13 protein-coding genes are annotated in these 15,386 nt (G+C 69.4%); 9 read left to right on the top strand and 4 right to left on the bottom strand.

Annotated elements, in window-relative coordinates:
* Nucleotides 1–115 precede the first annotated feature (115 nt).
* The gene (locus tag J3R08_RS15260) at nucleotides 116–880 is read left to right on the top strand and encodes an ABC transporter ATP-binding protein (protein ID WP_043324396.1); all 765 of its coding nucleotides are present in this window, start codon (nucleotides 116–118) and stop codon (nucleotides 878–880) included.
* Nucleotides 880–3,429, top strand: coding sequence for an ABC transporter permease (locus J3R08_RS15255; RefSeq protein WP_209961706.1), 2,550 nt, complete (start codon nucleotides 880–882; stop codon nucleotides 3,427–3,429). The genes J3R08_RS15260 and J3R08_RS15255 overlap by 1 nt, the downstream gene beginning before the upstream one ends.
* 52 nt (nucleotides 3,430–3,481) lie before the next feature.
* Here J3R08_RS15255 and J3R08_RS15250 read toward each other — a convergent pair whose 3' ends face one another.
* Complete coding sequence (locus J3R08_RS15250) at nucleotides 3,482–4,120, bottom strand: HAD family phosphatase (RefSeq protein ID WP_104112479.1); 639 nt, start codon at nucleotides 4,118–4,120, stop codon at nucleotides 3,482–3,484.
* 115 nt (nucleotides 4,121–4,235) lie between these two features.
* On the bottom strand, nucleotides 4,236–4,976 hold the full coding sequence (locus J3R08_RS15245) for a neutral zinc metallopeptidase (RefSeq protein ID WP_209964230.1): 741 nt from the start codon (nucleotides 4,974–4,976) through the stop codon (nucleotides 4,236–4,238).
* Nucleotides 4,977–5,141: 165 nt separating this feature from the next.
* Between J3R08_RS15245 and J3R08_RS15240 the strand changes: the two genes are divergently transcribed.
* Complete coding sequence (locus J3R08_RS15240) at nucleotides 5,142–5,507, top strand: hypothetical protein (protein ID WP_209961705.1); 366 nt, start codon at nucleotides 5,142–5,144, stop codon at nucleotides 5,505–5,507.
* A gap of 9 nt (nucleotides 5,508–5,516) precedes the next feature.
* Here the strand turns inward: J3R08_RS15240 and J3R08_RS15235 are convergent, their stop codons facing one another.
* The gene (locus tag J3R08_RS15235; protein WP_043324402.1) at nucleotides 5,517–5,696 is read right to left on the bottom strand and encodes a hypothetical protein; all 180 of its coding nucleotides are present in this window, start codon (nucleotides 5,694–5,696) and stop codon (nucleotides 5,517–5,519) included.
* Here J3R08_RS15235 and J3R08_RS15230 point away from each other — a divergent pair.
* The 6 genes from J3R08_RS15230 (at nucleotide 5,695) to J3R08_RS15205 (ending at nucleotide 11,469) form a co-directional block, all read left to right on the top strand.
* The gene (locus tag J3R08_RS15230) at nucleotides 5,695–5,874 is read left to right on the top strand and encodes a hypothetical protein (protein ID WP_157560772.1); all 180 of its coding nucleotides are present in this window, start codon (nucleotides 5,695–5,697) and stop codon (nucleotides 5,872–5,874) included. The two genes, J3R08_RS15235 and J3R08_RS15230, sit on opposite strands and share 2 nt — an antisense overlap.
* Nucleotides 5,875–5,963: 89 nt before the next feature.
* Nucleotides 5,964–6,299 (top strand): YnfA family protein, encoded by a 336-nt coding sequence (locus tag J3R08_RS15225; protein WP_043324404.1) that lies wholly within the window; start codon nucleotides 5,964–5,966, stop codon nucleotides 6,297–6,299.
* Nucleotides 6,300–6,371: 72 nt separating this feature from the next.
* Nucleotides 6,372–7,373 (top strand): RNA polymerase subunit sigma-70, encoded by a 1,002-nt coding sequence (locus J3R08_RS15220; protein ID WP_374102381.1) that lies wholly within the window; start codon nucleotides 6,372–6,374, stop codon nucleotides 7,371–7,373.
* On the top strand, nucleotides 7,373–8,068 hold the full coding sequence (locus tag J3R08_RS15215) for a DUF6069 family protein (protein ID WP_209961700.1): 696 nt from the start codon (nucleotides 7,373–7,375) through the stop codon (nucleotides 8,066–8,068). Before J3R08_RS15220 ends, J3R08_RS15215 begins: the two co-directional genes overlap by 1 nt.
* Before the next feature lie 161 nt (nucleotides 8,069–8,229).
* The gene (locus tag J3R08_RS15210) at nucleotides 8,230–8,631 is read left to right on the top strand and encodes a hypothetical protein (RefSeq protein ID WP_209961698.1); all 402 of its coding nucleotides are present in this window, start codon (nucleotides 8,230–8,232) and stop codon (nucleotides 8,629–8,631) included.
* Nucleotides 8,632–9,210: 579 nt separating this feature from the next.
* Complete coding sequence (locus J3R08_RS15205) at nucleotides 9,211–11,469, top strand: ATP-binding protein (protein WP_209961697.1); 2,259 nt, start codon at nucleotides 9,211–9,213, stop codon at nucleotides 11,467–11,469.
* A gap of 229 nt (nucleotides 11,470–11,698) precedes the next feature.
* Here the strand turns inward: J3R08_RS15205 and metH are convergent, their stop codons facing one another.
* Entirely contained in the window at nucleotides 11,699–15,214 is a 3,516-nt protein-coding gene (gene metH, locus J3R08_RS15200) for a methionine synthase (protein WP_209961696.1), read from the bottom strand.
* Nucleotides 15,215–15,386: the final 172 nt, after the last annotated feature.

Here is a 15,386-nt window from a genome sequence, read left to right as displayed (position 1 = left end):
GATTCCACCCCAGGTCGGAGGGCTTTCGGGCTCGCGACCCCGAGGATGGATTCCGCCGCACCGACCAGCGGGGGCGGTGCGGCATTGAGAACGACAGACGGAAGAGGTACATGACGTGACCGCGACGGTAGGCCAAGAGCAGGCCGCGGCCCGGGCGAACGATGTGTGGAAGGTGTACGGCAGCGGCGAGGCGCAGGTCGCCGCGCTGCGGGGGGTGAGCGCCGAGTTCGAGCGCGGCCGGTTCACCGCGATCATGGGGCCGTCGGGTTCCGGGAAGTCCACACTGATGCACTGCCTCGCGGGTCTGGACACGGTGACCAAGGGCACCGTGATGATCGGCGACACCACTGTGACCGGTCTCAACGACGCCGGTCTGACGAAGCTGCGCCGGGACAAGGTCGGCTTCATCTTCCAGCAGTTCAACCTGCTGCCGACGCTCACCGCGCAGGAGAACATCCTGCTGCCGCTGTCGATCGCCGGGCGCAAGCCCGACCCGGCCTGGTACGACGTCGTGATCGACACGGTCGGCCTGCGGGAGCGGCTCGGGCACCGCCCGGCGCAGCTCTCCGGTGGCCAGCAGCAGCGCGTGGCGTGCGCCCGGGCGCTCGTGGCCCGCCCCGAGGTGATCTTCGCGGACGAGCCGACCGGCAACCTGGACTCCCGCTCCGGCGCCGAGGTGCTGAAGTTCCTGCGCAACTCGGTACGCGAGCACGGCCAGACCATCGTCATGGTCACGCACGACCCGACCGCCGCCGCGTACGCCGACCGGGTGGTCTTCCTCGCCGACGGGCAGATCGTCTCGGAGTTGATCGAGCCGACCGCCGAGACGGTGCTGGACACGATGAAGAAGCTGGACGCCCCGGTCGAGGTGGGCAACTGATGCTGCGGGCAACGCTCAAGAGCCTGCTGGCGCGCAAGCTGCGCCTGCTGCTGTCCGGGCTGGCGGTGGTGCTCGGCGTCATGTTCGTCTCCGGCGCGTTCGTGCTCACCGACACGCTCGGGCGGTCCTTCGACGCGGTCTTCGCCGACGCGTACGCCGAGGTCGACGTGAGCGTCGAGGCCAAGCCGAAGATCGACGTCTCCACGGCGGAGGGGATGCCGCTGAGCACTCCGATGCCGGCGTCGGTGCTGGACCGGGTCAAGGCGGTGCCCGGCGTCGCCGACGCCGAGGGCGTGGTGGCCGCCGAGGGCGCCCGGATGATCGGCAGCAACGGCAAGGTGGTCACCTCGTTCGGCCCGCCGCAGCTGGGCCAGAACTGGCTCGGTGAGAGCGACCTGCTGGAGCTGCGCGAGGGCCGCGGCCCGCAGGCCGACGACGAGATCGTGATCAACGCCGCGCTGGCCGAGGCGGGCAAGGTCAAGGTCGGCGACCGGGTCGGCGTGCTGACCCTCGCACCGAAGAAGGAGTTCACGCTCGTCGGCGTGTTCGGCTACAGCGGCGGCCGGGACTCGATCGGTGGCGCGAACGAGGTCCACTTCACGACCCCGGTGGCGCAGCAGCTGATGCTGGGCAAGCCGGACGTGTTCAGCAACATCAGCGTCCAGGCCGCCGACGGCACCACGCCGGCCGCGCTGCGCGACGAGCTGGCCCGCACGCTGGGTGCCGACTACCAGGTCAAGACCGGCGAGCAGCTCGCCGCCGACGCCTCGGCCGGCCTCAAGGAAGGGCTGTCGTTCTTCAACAAGATCCTCCTCGGGTTCGCCGCGGTGGCGCTGCTGGTCGGCACGTTCCTGATCCTCAACACGTTCTCGATCATCGTGGCGCAGCGCACCCGTGAGCTGGCCCTGATGCGCGCGATCGGGGCCAGCGGCAAGCAGGTCATCGGCTCGGTGGTGCTGGAGGCGCTCGCGGTCGGCCTGATCGCCTCGGTGCTGGGGCTCGCCGCCGGCATCGGCGTGGGCGCGCTGCTGGCGTACCTGTTCGGTCAGCTCGCCGGGGGTCTCACCCTGGCCGGGCTGGGCGTGCCCGCCTCGGCGGTGATCGGCGCGTTCGCGGTCGGCATGCTCATCACTGTGGTCGCCGCGCTGCTGCCCGCGCTGCGCGCCTCGCGCATCCCGCCGATCGCCGCGATGCAGGACGTGGCCACGCCGGACCGGCCGCTGACCAAGGTCACCATCGGCGGTGCCGTGGTCACCGGCATCGGCGCGGTGCTGCTGTTCCTCGGTCTCGGCGGGCACGCCGGCGACAGCACCCTGGCGACCATCCTCGGCGGCGTGCTGTTCGCGTTCATCGGGGTGGCGCTGCTGACCCCGATCATCAGCCGGCCGGTGGTCTCGCTGCTGGGCGCGATGTTCTCCTGGTCGGTGCCGGGCAAGCTGGGCCGGCTCAACTCGGGCCGCAACCCGCGCCGTACCGCGATCACGGCCGCCGCGCTGATGGTGGGCATCGCCCTGGTCACCGGCGTGACGGTGATCCTGGACTCGGCCAAGGGCAGCATCGGCGCGCTGGCCGAGGACACCATCAAGGCGGAGCTGGTGATCTCCGGGTCCACGTCCGGGCCGCGTCCGGCGAGCTTCGACCCGGCGGTCCTGGAGAAGGCCGCCGCGATCCCGGGCGTGCAGATGGTCGACGGCGAGTACGGCGACATGGCAGTGGTCGGCGGCGAGCGGACCTGGGTGGCCGTGTCGAGCAACGTGGCCGCGCTGCAGCAGATCTTCGGGGCGAAGGCCGCCGCCGGTGACATCAGCAAGCTGGCGCCGGACCAGATGCTGGTCAGCTCGGACACCGCGAAGGCACGCAACCTCAGCGTCGGTTCGACGGTGCCGGTGCAGCTGTCCCGTGGCGACGCCCGCACCTACACGGTCAGCGGCATCTACGAGAGTTCACAGCTGACCAACCCGGTGACGCTGCCGCCGCAGGCAACGGCGGACTTCGCCATCCCGCAGCCGATCCAGGGTTTCCTGCAGCTCGCCCCCGGCACGTCGGTGGACGCGGTGCAGCCGCAGATCGAGCGGCTGCTGGCGGACAGCCCCGAGGTGTCGGTGGCCGATCGGGCCGGGTTCATCGAGCAGCAGACCGGTCAGCTGGACTCCCTGCTCCAGATGATCCAGATCCTGCTGGCGCTGGCCATCGTGATCGCGGTGCTGGGCATCATCAACACGCTCGCGCTGTCGGTGCTGGAACGCACCCGGGAGCTGGGTCTGCTGCGGGCGATCGGCCTGCGCCGCGCCCAGACCATGCGCATGATCACGGTCGAGGCGGTGGTGATCTCGATCTTCGGCGCGCTGCTCGGCGTGGTGGTCGGCACCGGTCTCGGCGCGGCGGTGGTGGAGGCGCTCAAGGACGAGGGCATCACCGACCTGATCCTGCCGTGGGGTCAGATGGTGACGTTCCTGATCCTGGCCGCGATCATCGGCGTGGTCGCCGCGGTGCTGCCGGCGATCCGCGCCGCGCGGATCAACGTCCTGGGCGCCATCGCCCACGACTGACGTGAAAGGAAGGGCCCCTTCTTAACGCCTCGTGCATAAGAAGGGGCCCTTCCTAACGGTTGAGCAGCGCCGCGAGCAGCTCCAGGTCCGCCCCGAGCAGGCTCTCCATCTGGTGTACGCCGTCGGCGGGCGCCAGCGGCACCTCGGCCGGAACGGCCAGCACCGCCGCACCGGCTGCCAGCGCGCTCGCCACGCCGGTCGGTGAGTCCTCGATCGCCACGCACCGCTCGACCGGTACGCCCAGCAGACGCGCGGCGGTCAGGTACGGCTCCGGGTGCGGCTTGGCCGCGTCCACCTCGTCGCCGCAGACCACCGCGTCGAAGCTGTCCCGGCCCAGCGTGTCCAGGGCCACCTCGACCAGGGACCGGCCGCTGGAGGTGACCAGCGCGGTGGGGATGCCGGCGTCCCGTACCGCCCGCAGCAGCGCCAGCGCGCCCGGACGCCAGCGCAGCCCGGTGCGGAACAGCTCCAGGATCCGGGCGCTGATCCAGTCGGCGCTTTCCTGCACGTCCCGCTCCGGCTGGCCCAGGTCGTCGTGCACGATCCGCATGGCGTCGGCCATCCCGGTACCGACGATCGCGCGGCGGGCGTCGTCGGACAGGACACCGCCGTACACGGCGGCCAGTTCCTGCAACGCGACGTCCCACAGCTTCTCGCTGTCGACCAGCGTGCCGTCCATGTCGAAGAGCACGGCGGCGGGGTGCTTGCTGCTCAGCGGGGGCCTCCTTCGATACGGGTACCCCGCCGATCCTGCCAGCCGCGCCGGGCCCGCCCGTAACCGTCCCCGACCCTGGTGACCCGCGGCATCACCCGAGACCGCACGCGCCCAGCGACTTCTCGTATCCCCGGAAGAACGAATCGCTGCGCTGCTCGGCGGTGCCGTGCGAGCCCTCGGCGAACCACGGCTGGTCGGGGTCGTCGCCGACCGCCAGCAGCCCTTCCCGGAACTCCTCCAGGTCGCCGTCCTCCAGCTCCAGCACCCCGGCGCGCACGCTGTCCCCGAGGTACGCCCCGGCCATGCAGTCGGCCTGCAGCTCCTGCTGGATGGTGAAGTTGTAGCGGATGCCGAGCCGCACCTGCATGCCGTGGGCGTACTCGTGGCCGAGCAGGTAGAACAGGAACGCGTCGCCGATCTGCCGGAACGCCGCCACCGACCAGTTCACGTCGTAGGCGATGAAGTCGCCGGCCGAGCAGTACACCGCGTTGTTGCGCGGCAGGCCCTGCCCGGCACAGGCCACCTCGCCCTCCCGGCTGTAGGCCACCACCCGCCGGATCGGGGTGAACCGCTGACCGGAGGCGCGGAACTGCTGCGCCCAGTACCGTTCGGCCAGCCGGACCGCGTCCTCGATGTCCTGCTTGAACTCGGCGACGCTCGTGGTGCCGTCCGCCCGGGTGGTCTGCGACTCGGGCTGCGCGCTGCGCGGGGGTGCGGGCTGCTGCGGCCCGCCCTGGTCGACGCCGCCGGCCATGCAGCCAGCCGCGACCAGCGCGGCCACCACCAGCCCGGCGATCGGCCCGCGCCCCTGACGTCCCGCCCTGTCCCCCACCATGACCTCCCGGTTTTCGTACCCGTGTCCCGCAGCAGTACCCCCGGCGGACGCCGGTGATGCTCACCGGCTCACACGCACGGCCGCCGGGAAACGTTCACCAGGCGACGGCCTCCCGGGCGCCCGCGCCGGTCACGCTGGATCGGCCCGGGTACCGTCGCCGGGATGGAGCCGCACCCGTCGTACGCCGGAATTGTCTACTGGCGACGTAGCCTCTGGAACGGCCTGCGGTGCGTGCCGGTGCTGATGACCCTCGACGAGGGCTGGCTGCGGGCCGGCGACCGGCGCGGCGCGGAGGTGTTCGCCGCGCCCGTCGGGCAGGTCGAGGCCCGGGGAACGATCTTCGGCACGATGCTGCTCACCGTCGGCGGCCACCGGTACGCCCTGGTCGGCGTGGGTGCCACCGTCTCACCGTCACCGAGCAGGGAACAACTGTGGCGGCTGGACGAGCTCAGCGCCCGCGCCGAGCCGGTGCCCGACCTCGCGTCCTGGTGGGAGACGCTGGCGCGGGCCGGCGTGACGGTGCGCTGAGCGGCGTGGTCAGTCCAGGCCGCGCATGATGTGCGGTTCGCCGTCGTCGTCGCCGAAGCAGCGGTGCAGCACCTGGGCACGCGCCCACAGGTCCAGGCTGCTCGGCGGTCCGACCGGCCCGGTGCCGGCGGGCGCGCTCAGCACGGGAGCCGGGTCCGGCGGGACCTGCGACGTCACCTCGTCGGTCATGTCCGCCCCTTTCGTCGTACCCATGCTCGCCCTCGGGCGTTTCCGCCACGTCAACGCCGACGGCGGGGGCGTGGACGCGCCGCCTGGTCCGGCGTCGGCCCGTACTCCGGTGACGGTAGTCCGCCGGGCCGCCGAGCACAGCCGTATTCCCGACGTCGCCGCAGGTGGCGGCTGGTGATCACGCCTGCGGACCGGGCGGCCCGCAGGTGGCGCAGCAGGTCGCCGTGCCAGGCGTCGCGACCCTCGCGCCCGGCTACGGTCTGACGCATGACTGTCGTCCGGTCCATCCTGCTGTTCCTGCTCGCCGCGCTCGCCGAGATCGGCGGCGCCTGGCTGGTGTGGCAGGGCTGGCGGGAGAACCGCGGCCTGCTCTGGATCGCCGCCGGGGTGATCGCGCTCGGCGCCTACGGATTCGTCGCCACGTTCCAGCCGGACCCGAACTTCGGCCGCATCCTCGCCGCCTACGGCGGCGTGTTCGTCGCCGGGTCGCTCGCCTGGGGCATGGTGGTCGACAAGTTCCGGCCCGACCGCTACGACCTCGCCGGCGCGGCCATCTGCCTGGTCGGCGTCGCGATCATCATGTACGCCCCGCGCACGAGCTGACGGCGCGGTGATGAGTTTCCGCGCCCGTTCCCGTCACACAGACGACGGGACACGACGACGCGGGAGGATGACGTGATGGGTGCGGAGCCACGGCGGGCGGAGCTGGACGTACGCGACCTGGCTGAGGTCGACGAGCCGGCGTTCGCCGGGCTGGCGCAGCGGCACCGGCGGGAACTGCACGTGCACTGCTACCGGATGCTCGGATCGTTCGAGGACGCCGAGGACACCGTCCAGGAGACGTTCCTGCGCGCCTGGCGGCGGCGCGAGACGTTCGCCGGCCGCTCCACGTTCCGGGCCTGGCTGTACCGCATCGCCACGAACGCCTGCCTGGACCTGCTGGCCAAGTGCCGTCCCGAGCCCGCGACCGGCGGCGAGGTGCGGTGGCTGCAGCCCTACCCGGACCGGCTGCTCGACGAGCTGCCCGCGGCCGGCGCGGACGAGCCGGAAGCCGTCGCGGTGGCGCGGGAGACGATCGAGCTGGCGTACCTGGTCGCGGTGCAGCACCTCGCGCCACGCCCGCGTGCCGTGCTGATCCTGCGCGACGTACTCGGCTGGCCCGCCAAGGACGTCGCGGAGCTGCTCGGCGACTCGGTCAACTCGGTGAACAGCGCGTTGCAGCGCGCCCGCGCCGGCATGCGGGAACACCTGCCCGCGCAGCGGCAGGACTGGACCGGCGACGAGGCGGACACCCGCACCCGCGAGCTGGTACGCCGCTTCACCGACGCCGCCGTCGCCAAGGACGTCGCCGCTCTCGCCGCCATGCTGCGCGACGACGTGCGCTGCTCGATGCCCCCCACCCCGGGGCTGCAGATCGGCCGGGACGCGGTGGTCGCCGACTGGGTCGCGGACGGCTTCGAGAGCCTGGGCAGCATGCGGGCCGTGCCCACCGCCGTGAACCGGCAGCCCGCCGTCGCGTTCTACCTGTGGCAGGAGAGCGACGGCGCGTACCTGCCGCTCACCGTCGACGCCCTGCGCGTCACCGGCGGGGCGATCACCGAGATCGTCACGTTCCACGCCGACCAGTTCCCGCGCCTCGGGCTGCCCGAGCGCCTGCCGGCCGACCGTACCCCGTAGTGCCGGTGCGGACGCTCGCGCTGCCCGGCGGCGCGCGCGTCGCGGTGGTCGCGGCCCAGTGGCAGCACGCGTACGGCGTGGTCACACGCGGACGGGTGCAGCTGGAGCTGCGCGACGGCGCGCCCGGGCCGGTCCTGCGCCGCGACGCCGGTTTCTGGCTGCGCGGCACCGGCGTACGCGCGCTGCGCAACCCCGGCCGTCGTACCGCGACGGTACGAGTCCTGACCCCCGACTTCTGGAGGAGCGACATGATCAGCAGCACCGGCACCGGCGTGGGCTCTCGCCGTTCGCACGGCTTCCGGCGGCTCGCCGTCACCGGCGTCGTCGCCACACTCGTCGCGATGACTGCAACCACGCTCGGCGCGGCGCTCGCGCGGGCCGCCGGCGTCGACTTCGCGATCCCGGACGGCGGTGACGAGGCCATCCCGCTCGGCGGCTTCACCGTGGTGACCGGATTCTTCTCCCTCGTCGGGGTCGTCATCGCCGCCGTACTGCTGCGGTTCAGCGCGCGTCCCGCGTCGCGGTTCGTGTGGACGGCGGTGGCGCTGACCGCGCTGTCGCTGGCGCCGCCGTTCCTCGTCGGGGCCGCCGCCACGACGAGCGTCACGCTGGTCGCGCTGCACCTGGTCGCGGCCGCGGTGATGATTCCCGCCCTGACGCGAAGCCTGCGCGCACTCCCTCCGGGACGTGCCTGAGAGCTGCCCGGCCGTCCGCGAGGGAGGGCGGCGTGGGCCGGGCCACAGAACATTATCGATTCGCAGGGTTCGATCGAAAACGTGCGGGCACTCCGATATGGACCGAACGCCGGGCGCCGCCAGTCGGCGCCCGGCGCCACGTTCGACCGAGAGGTGACACCATGACCTTCCGCGCCAGGCTCGTCGGAGCCGCACTCGCCGGGACGCTCGCCGCCGGTGCATCGGCACTGGCTGGGGCCTCCGCGGCCAGCGCGCAGGCCGAACCCTGCGTTCAGCGCATCGCCGTGGTGAACAACGCCGCCTTCGTGATGTCCTTCAGCGTTCAGGCGAGCAACGGCCTGGAGACGGCGAACACCGACACCTACCCGATCAACCAGTCGCGGACGATCGATCTCACCACCACGGCGCTGCCGGTCGGCGCCGACGTCCGCCCGGTGGTCGACGCGGTGGCCGGCGCGACGCGGACCCCGAGCAGCTTCGTGTCGTACTGCGAGAACGGGCAGACCGCCACGTACTCGGTGACCGGGACGACGTACGACTACTCGGTCACGCTGATCGGCTGACCGGCACGTCGACGCTTCGGGGCGTCCGCCGCCACGGCGGGCGCTTCGTCGGGCTCGGCAGCGCCGGGCTGTTGGTGGGTTTGTTGCGAGCCGTCGGAACGGCGACAGTTGGTTCAGGCTGGCCCTTGCGCTGCTGCTCGCCTTCTACGCCAGCACATGGCTGAACTCGCCCTGCCACAGACGCGCCGGTGATGCGGTCGTCCCGGTCCAACGTTCCCACATGCATCAGTGCCGCACTCGGGTTTGCCGTCTGCCCACGCCTCCTGACTCGACAACTGGAACCAAGACGGGCAACGCCTCTACCCGAGGAGGCAAGATGAGGCAACGCTCGGATCAGCAACGGGGACAGCGACCCCCTTGCAAGCGACTCGTACCGCTCACTGCCGACAGAGACATCGCGTGACACAACGGACTATTCGCGTCACGCCCCGCCTGAGGAATGACGGCCACGCCCGCTCCAGTCGGGAGCACCCTCGACAGGGGAGCGTCCTCGGTAGCCTCCCGCTCGTTGAGCTAGGCGTGCGTGCCGGCCCGGCCAATCGATATACTTCCCGCCAACCTCTACGCGAAGCGGGGACAATGAGTGACGCGATAGCTCAGGCCGTCCGACAGAAGAACATCTCACTTGCAGTCAGGCTGATGTTCGACCGCGACTTCAATATTCGCTGGGGCTACCACCGTGAAGGCGAACTGTGGGACTACAAGAGTGACTGCCCTCCTCGTCGCGGGAGGGACGCAGAAAATGCCTGGGCAAATATCGCCTCCGACGTCCTTGGATTCCACAACCAGCAGGGCGGCCTGCTGTTTTTTGGAATAGATGACAAGTCTTTCAAGTTTGTCGGCGCAACATCTCTCCTTGATAGCAAGACCTTTAATGATCAACTGCGACGCTTCCTACCTGACAATATATTCGTAGAGTACAGTCGCGAATTCATTCAAACCGATCAACGCTATCTAGGGGTGGCACTAATACCTCCCCGCGGCCCCGTCCCGGCACGCTTTCGCTCTGGCGCCCCGATGATAAACGGCAAGCGGAAGTTCGAAAAGGGCGGAACTTCACTCCGAAATGGCGACAGCACCAATGTCATGTCACCCACAGCCGCTGATGAATGGATCCAGTCCCTTCGCGTGCCCGTAGTAGGCAATACGCTCGCAGTAGACATACCACAGTTTCGCATTCTAATGCCGGAATATGAAGAGTTTATTGAACGGACCGCGGTCGGCAGGGAGGTCGAACGGTCTCTACGCGACCCACGGACCGCAGTCACCTCGTTAGTCGGCGTTGGAGGCATGGGAAAGACGGCGCTCGCAACCTGGGCGGTGCTGAAAGCCTACGACAGCAAAGAATTCAACTACATCGTGAGCATGACAGCAAAGGACCGCGAGCTCACTGCGACCGGCATTGTCGGCCTAAGTAACCGACTAACGAGCTACGAGCGCCTTCTTGACGAAATCGCTGATGTTCTTCAGTTTCCAGACCTTCATGAACTGCCGGTGAAGGAGAAGGAAGAGCAAGTCAAATTGCTCCTCGCCAGCGACAAAGGCTTGGTATATGTAGATAATCTTGAGACGGTCGACGATGCGCGAATCATCAGATTCCTCGACAATCTACCGCTAGGCGTCAAGGGCATAGTAACGTCCCGACGGTCCCGGGTGCGCGTCGCAGTCAGGCCAGTCGATGTCCACCAGATGACCGACAAGGAAGTCGTGTCATTTGTGATGATGCTGGCGAAGCAGCCAACATTCAAGCACATCGGCCAGATCACTGCTAGTGAGGCACTGCGAGTAGGCTCAGCCTGGAACGGCATTCCGCTAGCAATTCGCTGGGCCTTTGCTCGAAGCTCATCCGTCGCTGAAGCTATTTCGAGCGCCGACGCCGCAAGAACCATAGGTCGCCACGGAGAGGAGCTACTGGAATTTTCTTTCCGACGAGTCTTTGACAACCTGACGCCTGTCGAGCGAAGCGTGTTGCAGATCCTCGGCGTGCTGCAACAAGCAATTCCAATTGAGGCGATCGCAGCCTGTACAAGCTATGGCAGCTCAGACGTAATCGACTCGCTTGACGATCTGGTGAACGACTCGCTTGCAGTTCGAGAATTTGACACAGCCCGCAACGACTACTGCTATACCCTTCTTCCAATTACCCGCGCATTTGTGCAGAGCGACGTGCGATCAGACGCCGGCCTCGCCGCAAGTCTCCACCGACAGCTTCGGAACTGGTTCGAGGCGCTCGACGTCAAAAGCACCGACGAGCGGTTGATCGTCCGAGAACTCCGGCAGGGCAATGCGGCAGATGATGCCGCCTTGGTCGATCTCGCAATTGCAGCGCAACGCGAGGGTAGAAACGACTCGGCAGAAAAGCTCTTCCAACAGGCTCTCCAACGTACGCCGCGTTCATGGCGGGCGGCCCGCTTGTACGGCGAATTCCTTCGGCACAGGCGCGGCGATCTTACAGGGGCCATAAGAATGTATACGCAAGCAGCGGCAAACGCGCCTGCACGCGGAGCGGACCGCTCCTTGATTTTCAGGGAATACGGCATTCTCCTCAAGGATTCCGGCGAGCCTGACGCGACGGATAAGGCGACGACCGCCCTACGCGAGGCCGTATCCGAGGCGCCAAACGATCTCATCGCCGCCACCGCTCTCTCAACCGTCCTTGATCGAAAAGGTGCCTACAGAGAGATAATCTCGATACTCGAACCACGACGAGAAAGCGACGACCCCAAGTTCAGAAACATCGCGCTCCCAATCCTCCTGCGTGCCTATAACGCAACCAACGAGATACTCAAGGCGGCACAACTAAAACAGCTTATCGCCGAACAGAACGCTGACTCCTAGCTAAGACATCGAGTCTATCGAATGAACGGCGTAATCTGGTGACGGCTACTTGCGGCCCTGTCGACCCATTCGTCTTGCAGCCCCCGACCGCAGCGAGGACCGCACCTGCAGCGCGATCGACCACGCCTCCGCCGGCGGCCCCGGACACCCCCGACGACCTGGAAAAGCATGATCTTGCAAATCAGGGGCGTTCCGAGTGTCCAGAGGCAAGTCAGAGCGCTTGCGGCGATCACTTGGCGTTGAAGTAGTTCGCCTCCGGGTGGTGCACCACGATCGCGTCGGTGGCCTGCTCCGGCACCAACTGGAACTCCTCGGACAACTGCACCCCGATCCGCTCCGCGCCCAGCAGCTCCACGATCTTCGCCCGGTCCTCCAGGTCCGGGCAGGCCGGGTAGCCGAACGCGTACCGGCAGCCCCGGTAGTCGGTGCGCAGCAGACCCGCCAGGTCGGCCGGATCCTCGTCGGCGACCGTGCCGCCGCCGGGCAGCACCAGCTCGGCGCGGATCCGCCGGTGCCAGTACTCCGCGAGGGCCTCGGTGAGCTGCACCGACAGGCCGTGCACCTCCAGGTAGTCGCGGTACTCGTTACCGGCGAACATCTTCGCCGTGTACTCGCTGATCGGCTGCCCGACGGTGACCAGCTGCAACGCCACCACGTCGAGCTGGTCGCCCTTGGGCCGGAAGAAGTCGGCCAGGCACAGCCGCCGCTCCTGCCGCTGCCGGGGGAAGGAGAACCGGGCCCGCTCGCTGTGCCCGTTCTCGTCCAGCACCACCAGGTCGTTGCCCTCGGAGTACGCCGGGAAGTAGCCGTACACCACGGCCGCCTCCAGCACCTGGTCGGAGATCAGGCGGTCCAGCCAGTACCGCAGCCGGGGCCGGCCCTCGGTCTCGACCAGTTCCTCGTACGACGGGCCCTTGCCGCCGCGGGCGCCGCGCAGCCCCCACTGGCCCAGGAACGTGGCCCGCTCGTCCAGCAGCGCCGCGTAGTCGGCCAGCGGCACGCCCTTGACGACGCGGGTGCCGAAGAACGGCGGCTTCGGCACCGCCACGTCCACCGCCACGTCGGAGCGGACCGAGGCGTCGTCCAGTTCGGGCAGGGCCTCGCGCACCTGCGCGCGCTGCCGCTCGCGGCGCTCCCGGCGGGCCGCCAGCGCCGCCTCGCGCTCCGGGTCGACCACCGGCGCGCCGCCGCGCTTGGCCGCCATCACGCGGTCCATCAGGGACAGCCCTTCGAACGCGTCGCGGGCGTAGTGCACCTGACCCGGGTAGATCGAGCGCAGGTCGTCCTCCACGTACGCGCGGGTCAGCGCCGCGCCGCCGAGCAGCACCGGCCAGCGCTCGGCCACGCCGCGGGAGGCCATCTCGGCCAGGTTCTCCTTCATGATGACTGTGCTCTTGACCAGCAGGCCGGACATGCCGATCGCGTCGGCGCGGTGTTCCTCGGCCGCGTCGAGGATCGCGTTGATCGGCTGCTTGATGCCGATGTTGACCACGTCGTAGCCGTTGTTGGACAGGATGATGTCGACCAGGTTCTTGCCGATGTCGTGCACGTCGCCCTTCACCGTGGCGAGCACGATCCGGCCCTTGCCGTCGTCGTCGGTCTTCTCCATGTGCGGCTCCAGGTACGCCACCGCGGTCTTCATCACCTCGGCGGACTGGAGCACGAACGGCAACTGCATCTGGCCGGAGCCGAACAGCTCGCCGACCACCTTCATGCCGTCCAGCAGCAGGTCGTTGATGATGGACAGCGGCGTACGCCCCTGCGCCATCGCCGTGTCCAGGTCGGCCTCCAGGCCGTTGCGCTCACCGTCGATGATCCGCCGCTTGAGCCGCTCGTCCAGCGGCAGCGCGGCCAGTTCCTCGGCCCGGGTGGCGCGCGCCGACGCCGCGTCCACGCCCTCGAACGCCTCGATGAACCGCTGCACCGGGTCGTAGCCCTCGCGGCGCCGGTCGTACACCAGGTCGAGCGCCACCTCGCGCTGCTCGTCCGGGATCCGCGACATCGGCAGGATCTTGCTGGCGTGCACGATCGCCGAGGTCAGCCCGGCCTGCGCGCACTCGTGCAGGAACACCGAGTTGAGCACCTGCCGGGCCGCCGGGTTGAGGCCGAACGAGACGTTGGAGATGCCGGCGGTGAAGTTGACGCCCGGATAACGGGCCGCGATCTCCCGGATCGCCTCGATCGTCTCGATGCCGTCGCGGCGGGTCTCCTCCTGCCCGGTGGCGATCGGGAACGTCAGCGCGTCGATGAGGATGTCCTCCCGACGCATCCCCCACCGGCCGGTCAGGTCGTCGATCAGCCGGGAGGCCACCCGTACCTTCCACTCGCGGGTGCGGGCCTGGCCCTCCTCGTCGATGAGCAGCGCCACGACGGCGGCGCCGTGCTCCTTGACCACCGGCATGACCCGCGCGTAGCGGGAGTCGGGGCCGTCGCCGTCCTCGAAGTTGACCGAGTTGACCACGCACCGGCCGCCGAGCATCTCCAGGCCGGCCTCGATCACCGCCGGTTCGGTGGAGTCCAGCACGATCGGCAGCGTCGACGCGGTGGCGAACCGCCCGGCCAGCTCCCGCATGTCCTGCGTGCCGTCGCGGCCCACGTAGTCGACGCAGAGGTCGAGCAGGTGCGAGCCGTCCCGGGCCTGGCTGCGGGCGACCTCCACGCAGGCCTGCCAGTCCCCGGCGAGCATGGACTCGCGGAACGCCTTCGAGCCGTTGGCGTTGGTCCGCTCCCCCACCATCAGGATGCTGGCGTCCTGGGCGAACGGCACGTGGTGGTAGATCGAGGAGACCCCGGCCTCCGGCTTCGGCGCCCGCGCCACCGGCGCCCGCCCGCCGAGGCGCTCCACCAGCACCCGGATGTGCTCCGGGGTGGTGCCGCAGCAGCCGCCGATCAGGCCCACGCCGTAGTCGGTGACGAACCGCTCCAGCGCGTCGGCCAGCTCGTCCGGGCTGAGCGGGAAGTACGCCCCGTCGGCCGTGAGCACCGGCAGGCCCGCGTTCGGCATCACCGAGATCGGGATACGCGAGTGCTGCGCCAGGTAGCGCAGGTGCTCGCCCATCTCCGCCGGGCCGGTCGAGCAGTTCAGCCCGATCAAGTCGACGCCGAGCGGCTCGATCGCGGTCAGCGCCGCGCCGATCTCGCTGCCCAGCAGCATCGTGCCGGTGGTCTCCACCGCCACCTGACAGATGATCGGCACGTCCCGGCCCGCCTCGGCGCGGGCCCGCTTCGACCCGACCACCGCCGCCTTGACCTGGAGCAGGTCCTGGCAGGTCTCGATGATCAGCGCGTCCGCCCCGCCGGCGATCAGACCGGCGGCGTTCTCCTGGTACGCGTCGCGCAGCGAGGCGTAGGTCGCGTGCCCGAGCGTGGGCAGCTTGGTGCCCGGGCCCATCGAGCCGAGCACGAACCGGGGGTGCTCCGGCGTCGCGTACTCGTCGGCGGCCTCCCGCGCGATCCGCGCGCCCGCCTCGGACAGCTCCCGGATGCGGCCGGGGATGCCGTACTCGGCGAGGTTGGGCAGGTTCGCGCCGAACGTGTTGGTCTCCACGCAGTCCGCGCCGGCGGCCAGATAGGCGTCGTGCACGCCTCGGACCACGTCCGGCCGGGTCACGTTGAGGATCTCGTTGCAGCCTTCGAGGCCGTCGAAGTCGTCAAGGGTGAGATCGGCGGCCTGGAGCATCGTCCCCATCGCGCCGTCCGCGATCAGGATCCGATCGGCCAGCAGGTCACGCAACGAAATAGGCACATGGCCCAGGTTAGTGCGCCCGAGTACGCCAGACTCACCCGAACCGGGCCTTCCCACATACTGCCCGGCCGACCGGCGTACGCCTTTGCGCCGGTACGCCCGGGTGGTCACCCTCGGCGACCGGCGCGGCCGACGGGCCGGCCCCGTCGGCGGCACGTAGGCTGGCGGACGT

Source organism: Micromonospora sp. HB375, from assembly GCF_017872985.1.
GTDB classification, from domain to species: domain Bacteria; phylum Actinomycetota; class Actinomycetes; order Mycobacteriales; family Micromonosporaceae; genus Micromonospora; species Micromonospora chalcea.
The sequence above is the reverse complement of the archived record's forward strand: the minus strand, read 5'-3'. Positions and strand labels throughout refer to the sequence as shown.

Bases quoted from the DNA above. Each gene is read 5' to 3' on its own strand.
- J3R08_RS15225 (WP_043324404.1), top strand. From the start codon at position 5,964: ATGACTGTCGTCCGGTCCATCCTGCTGTTCCTGCTCGCCGCGCTCGCC.
- J3R08_RS15230 (WP_157560772.1), top strand. From the start codon at position 5,695: ATGTCCGCCCCTTTCGTCGTACCCATGCTCGCCCTCGGGCGTTTCCGC.
- J3R08_RS15240 (WP_209961705.1), top strand. From the start codon at position 5,142: ATGGAGCCGCACCCGTCGTACGCCGGAATTGTCTACTGGCGACGTAGC.
- J3R08_RS15205 (WP_209961697.1), top strand. From the start codon at position 9,211: ATGAGTGACGCGATAGCTCAGGCCGTCCGACAGAAGAACATCTCACTT.
- J3R08_RS15235 (WP_043324402.1), bottom strand. From the start codon at position 5,696: ATGACCGACGAGGTGACGTCGCAGGTCCCGCCGGACCCGGCTCCCGTG.
- J3R08_RS15255 (WP_209961706.1), top strand. From the start codon at position 880: ATGCTGCGGGCAACGCTCAAGAGCCTGCTGGCGCGCAAGCTGCGCCTG.
- J3R08_RS15210 (WP_209961698.1), top strand. From the start codon at position 8,230: ATGACCTTCCGCGCCAGGCTCGTCGGAGCCGCACTCGCCGGGACGCTC.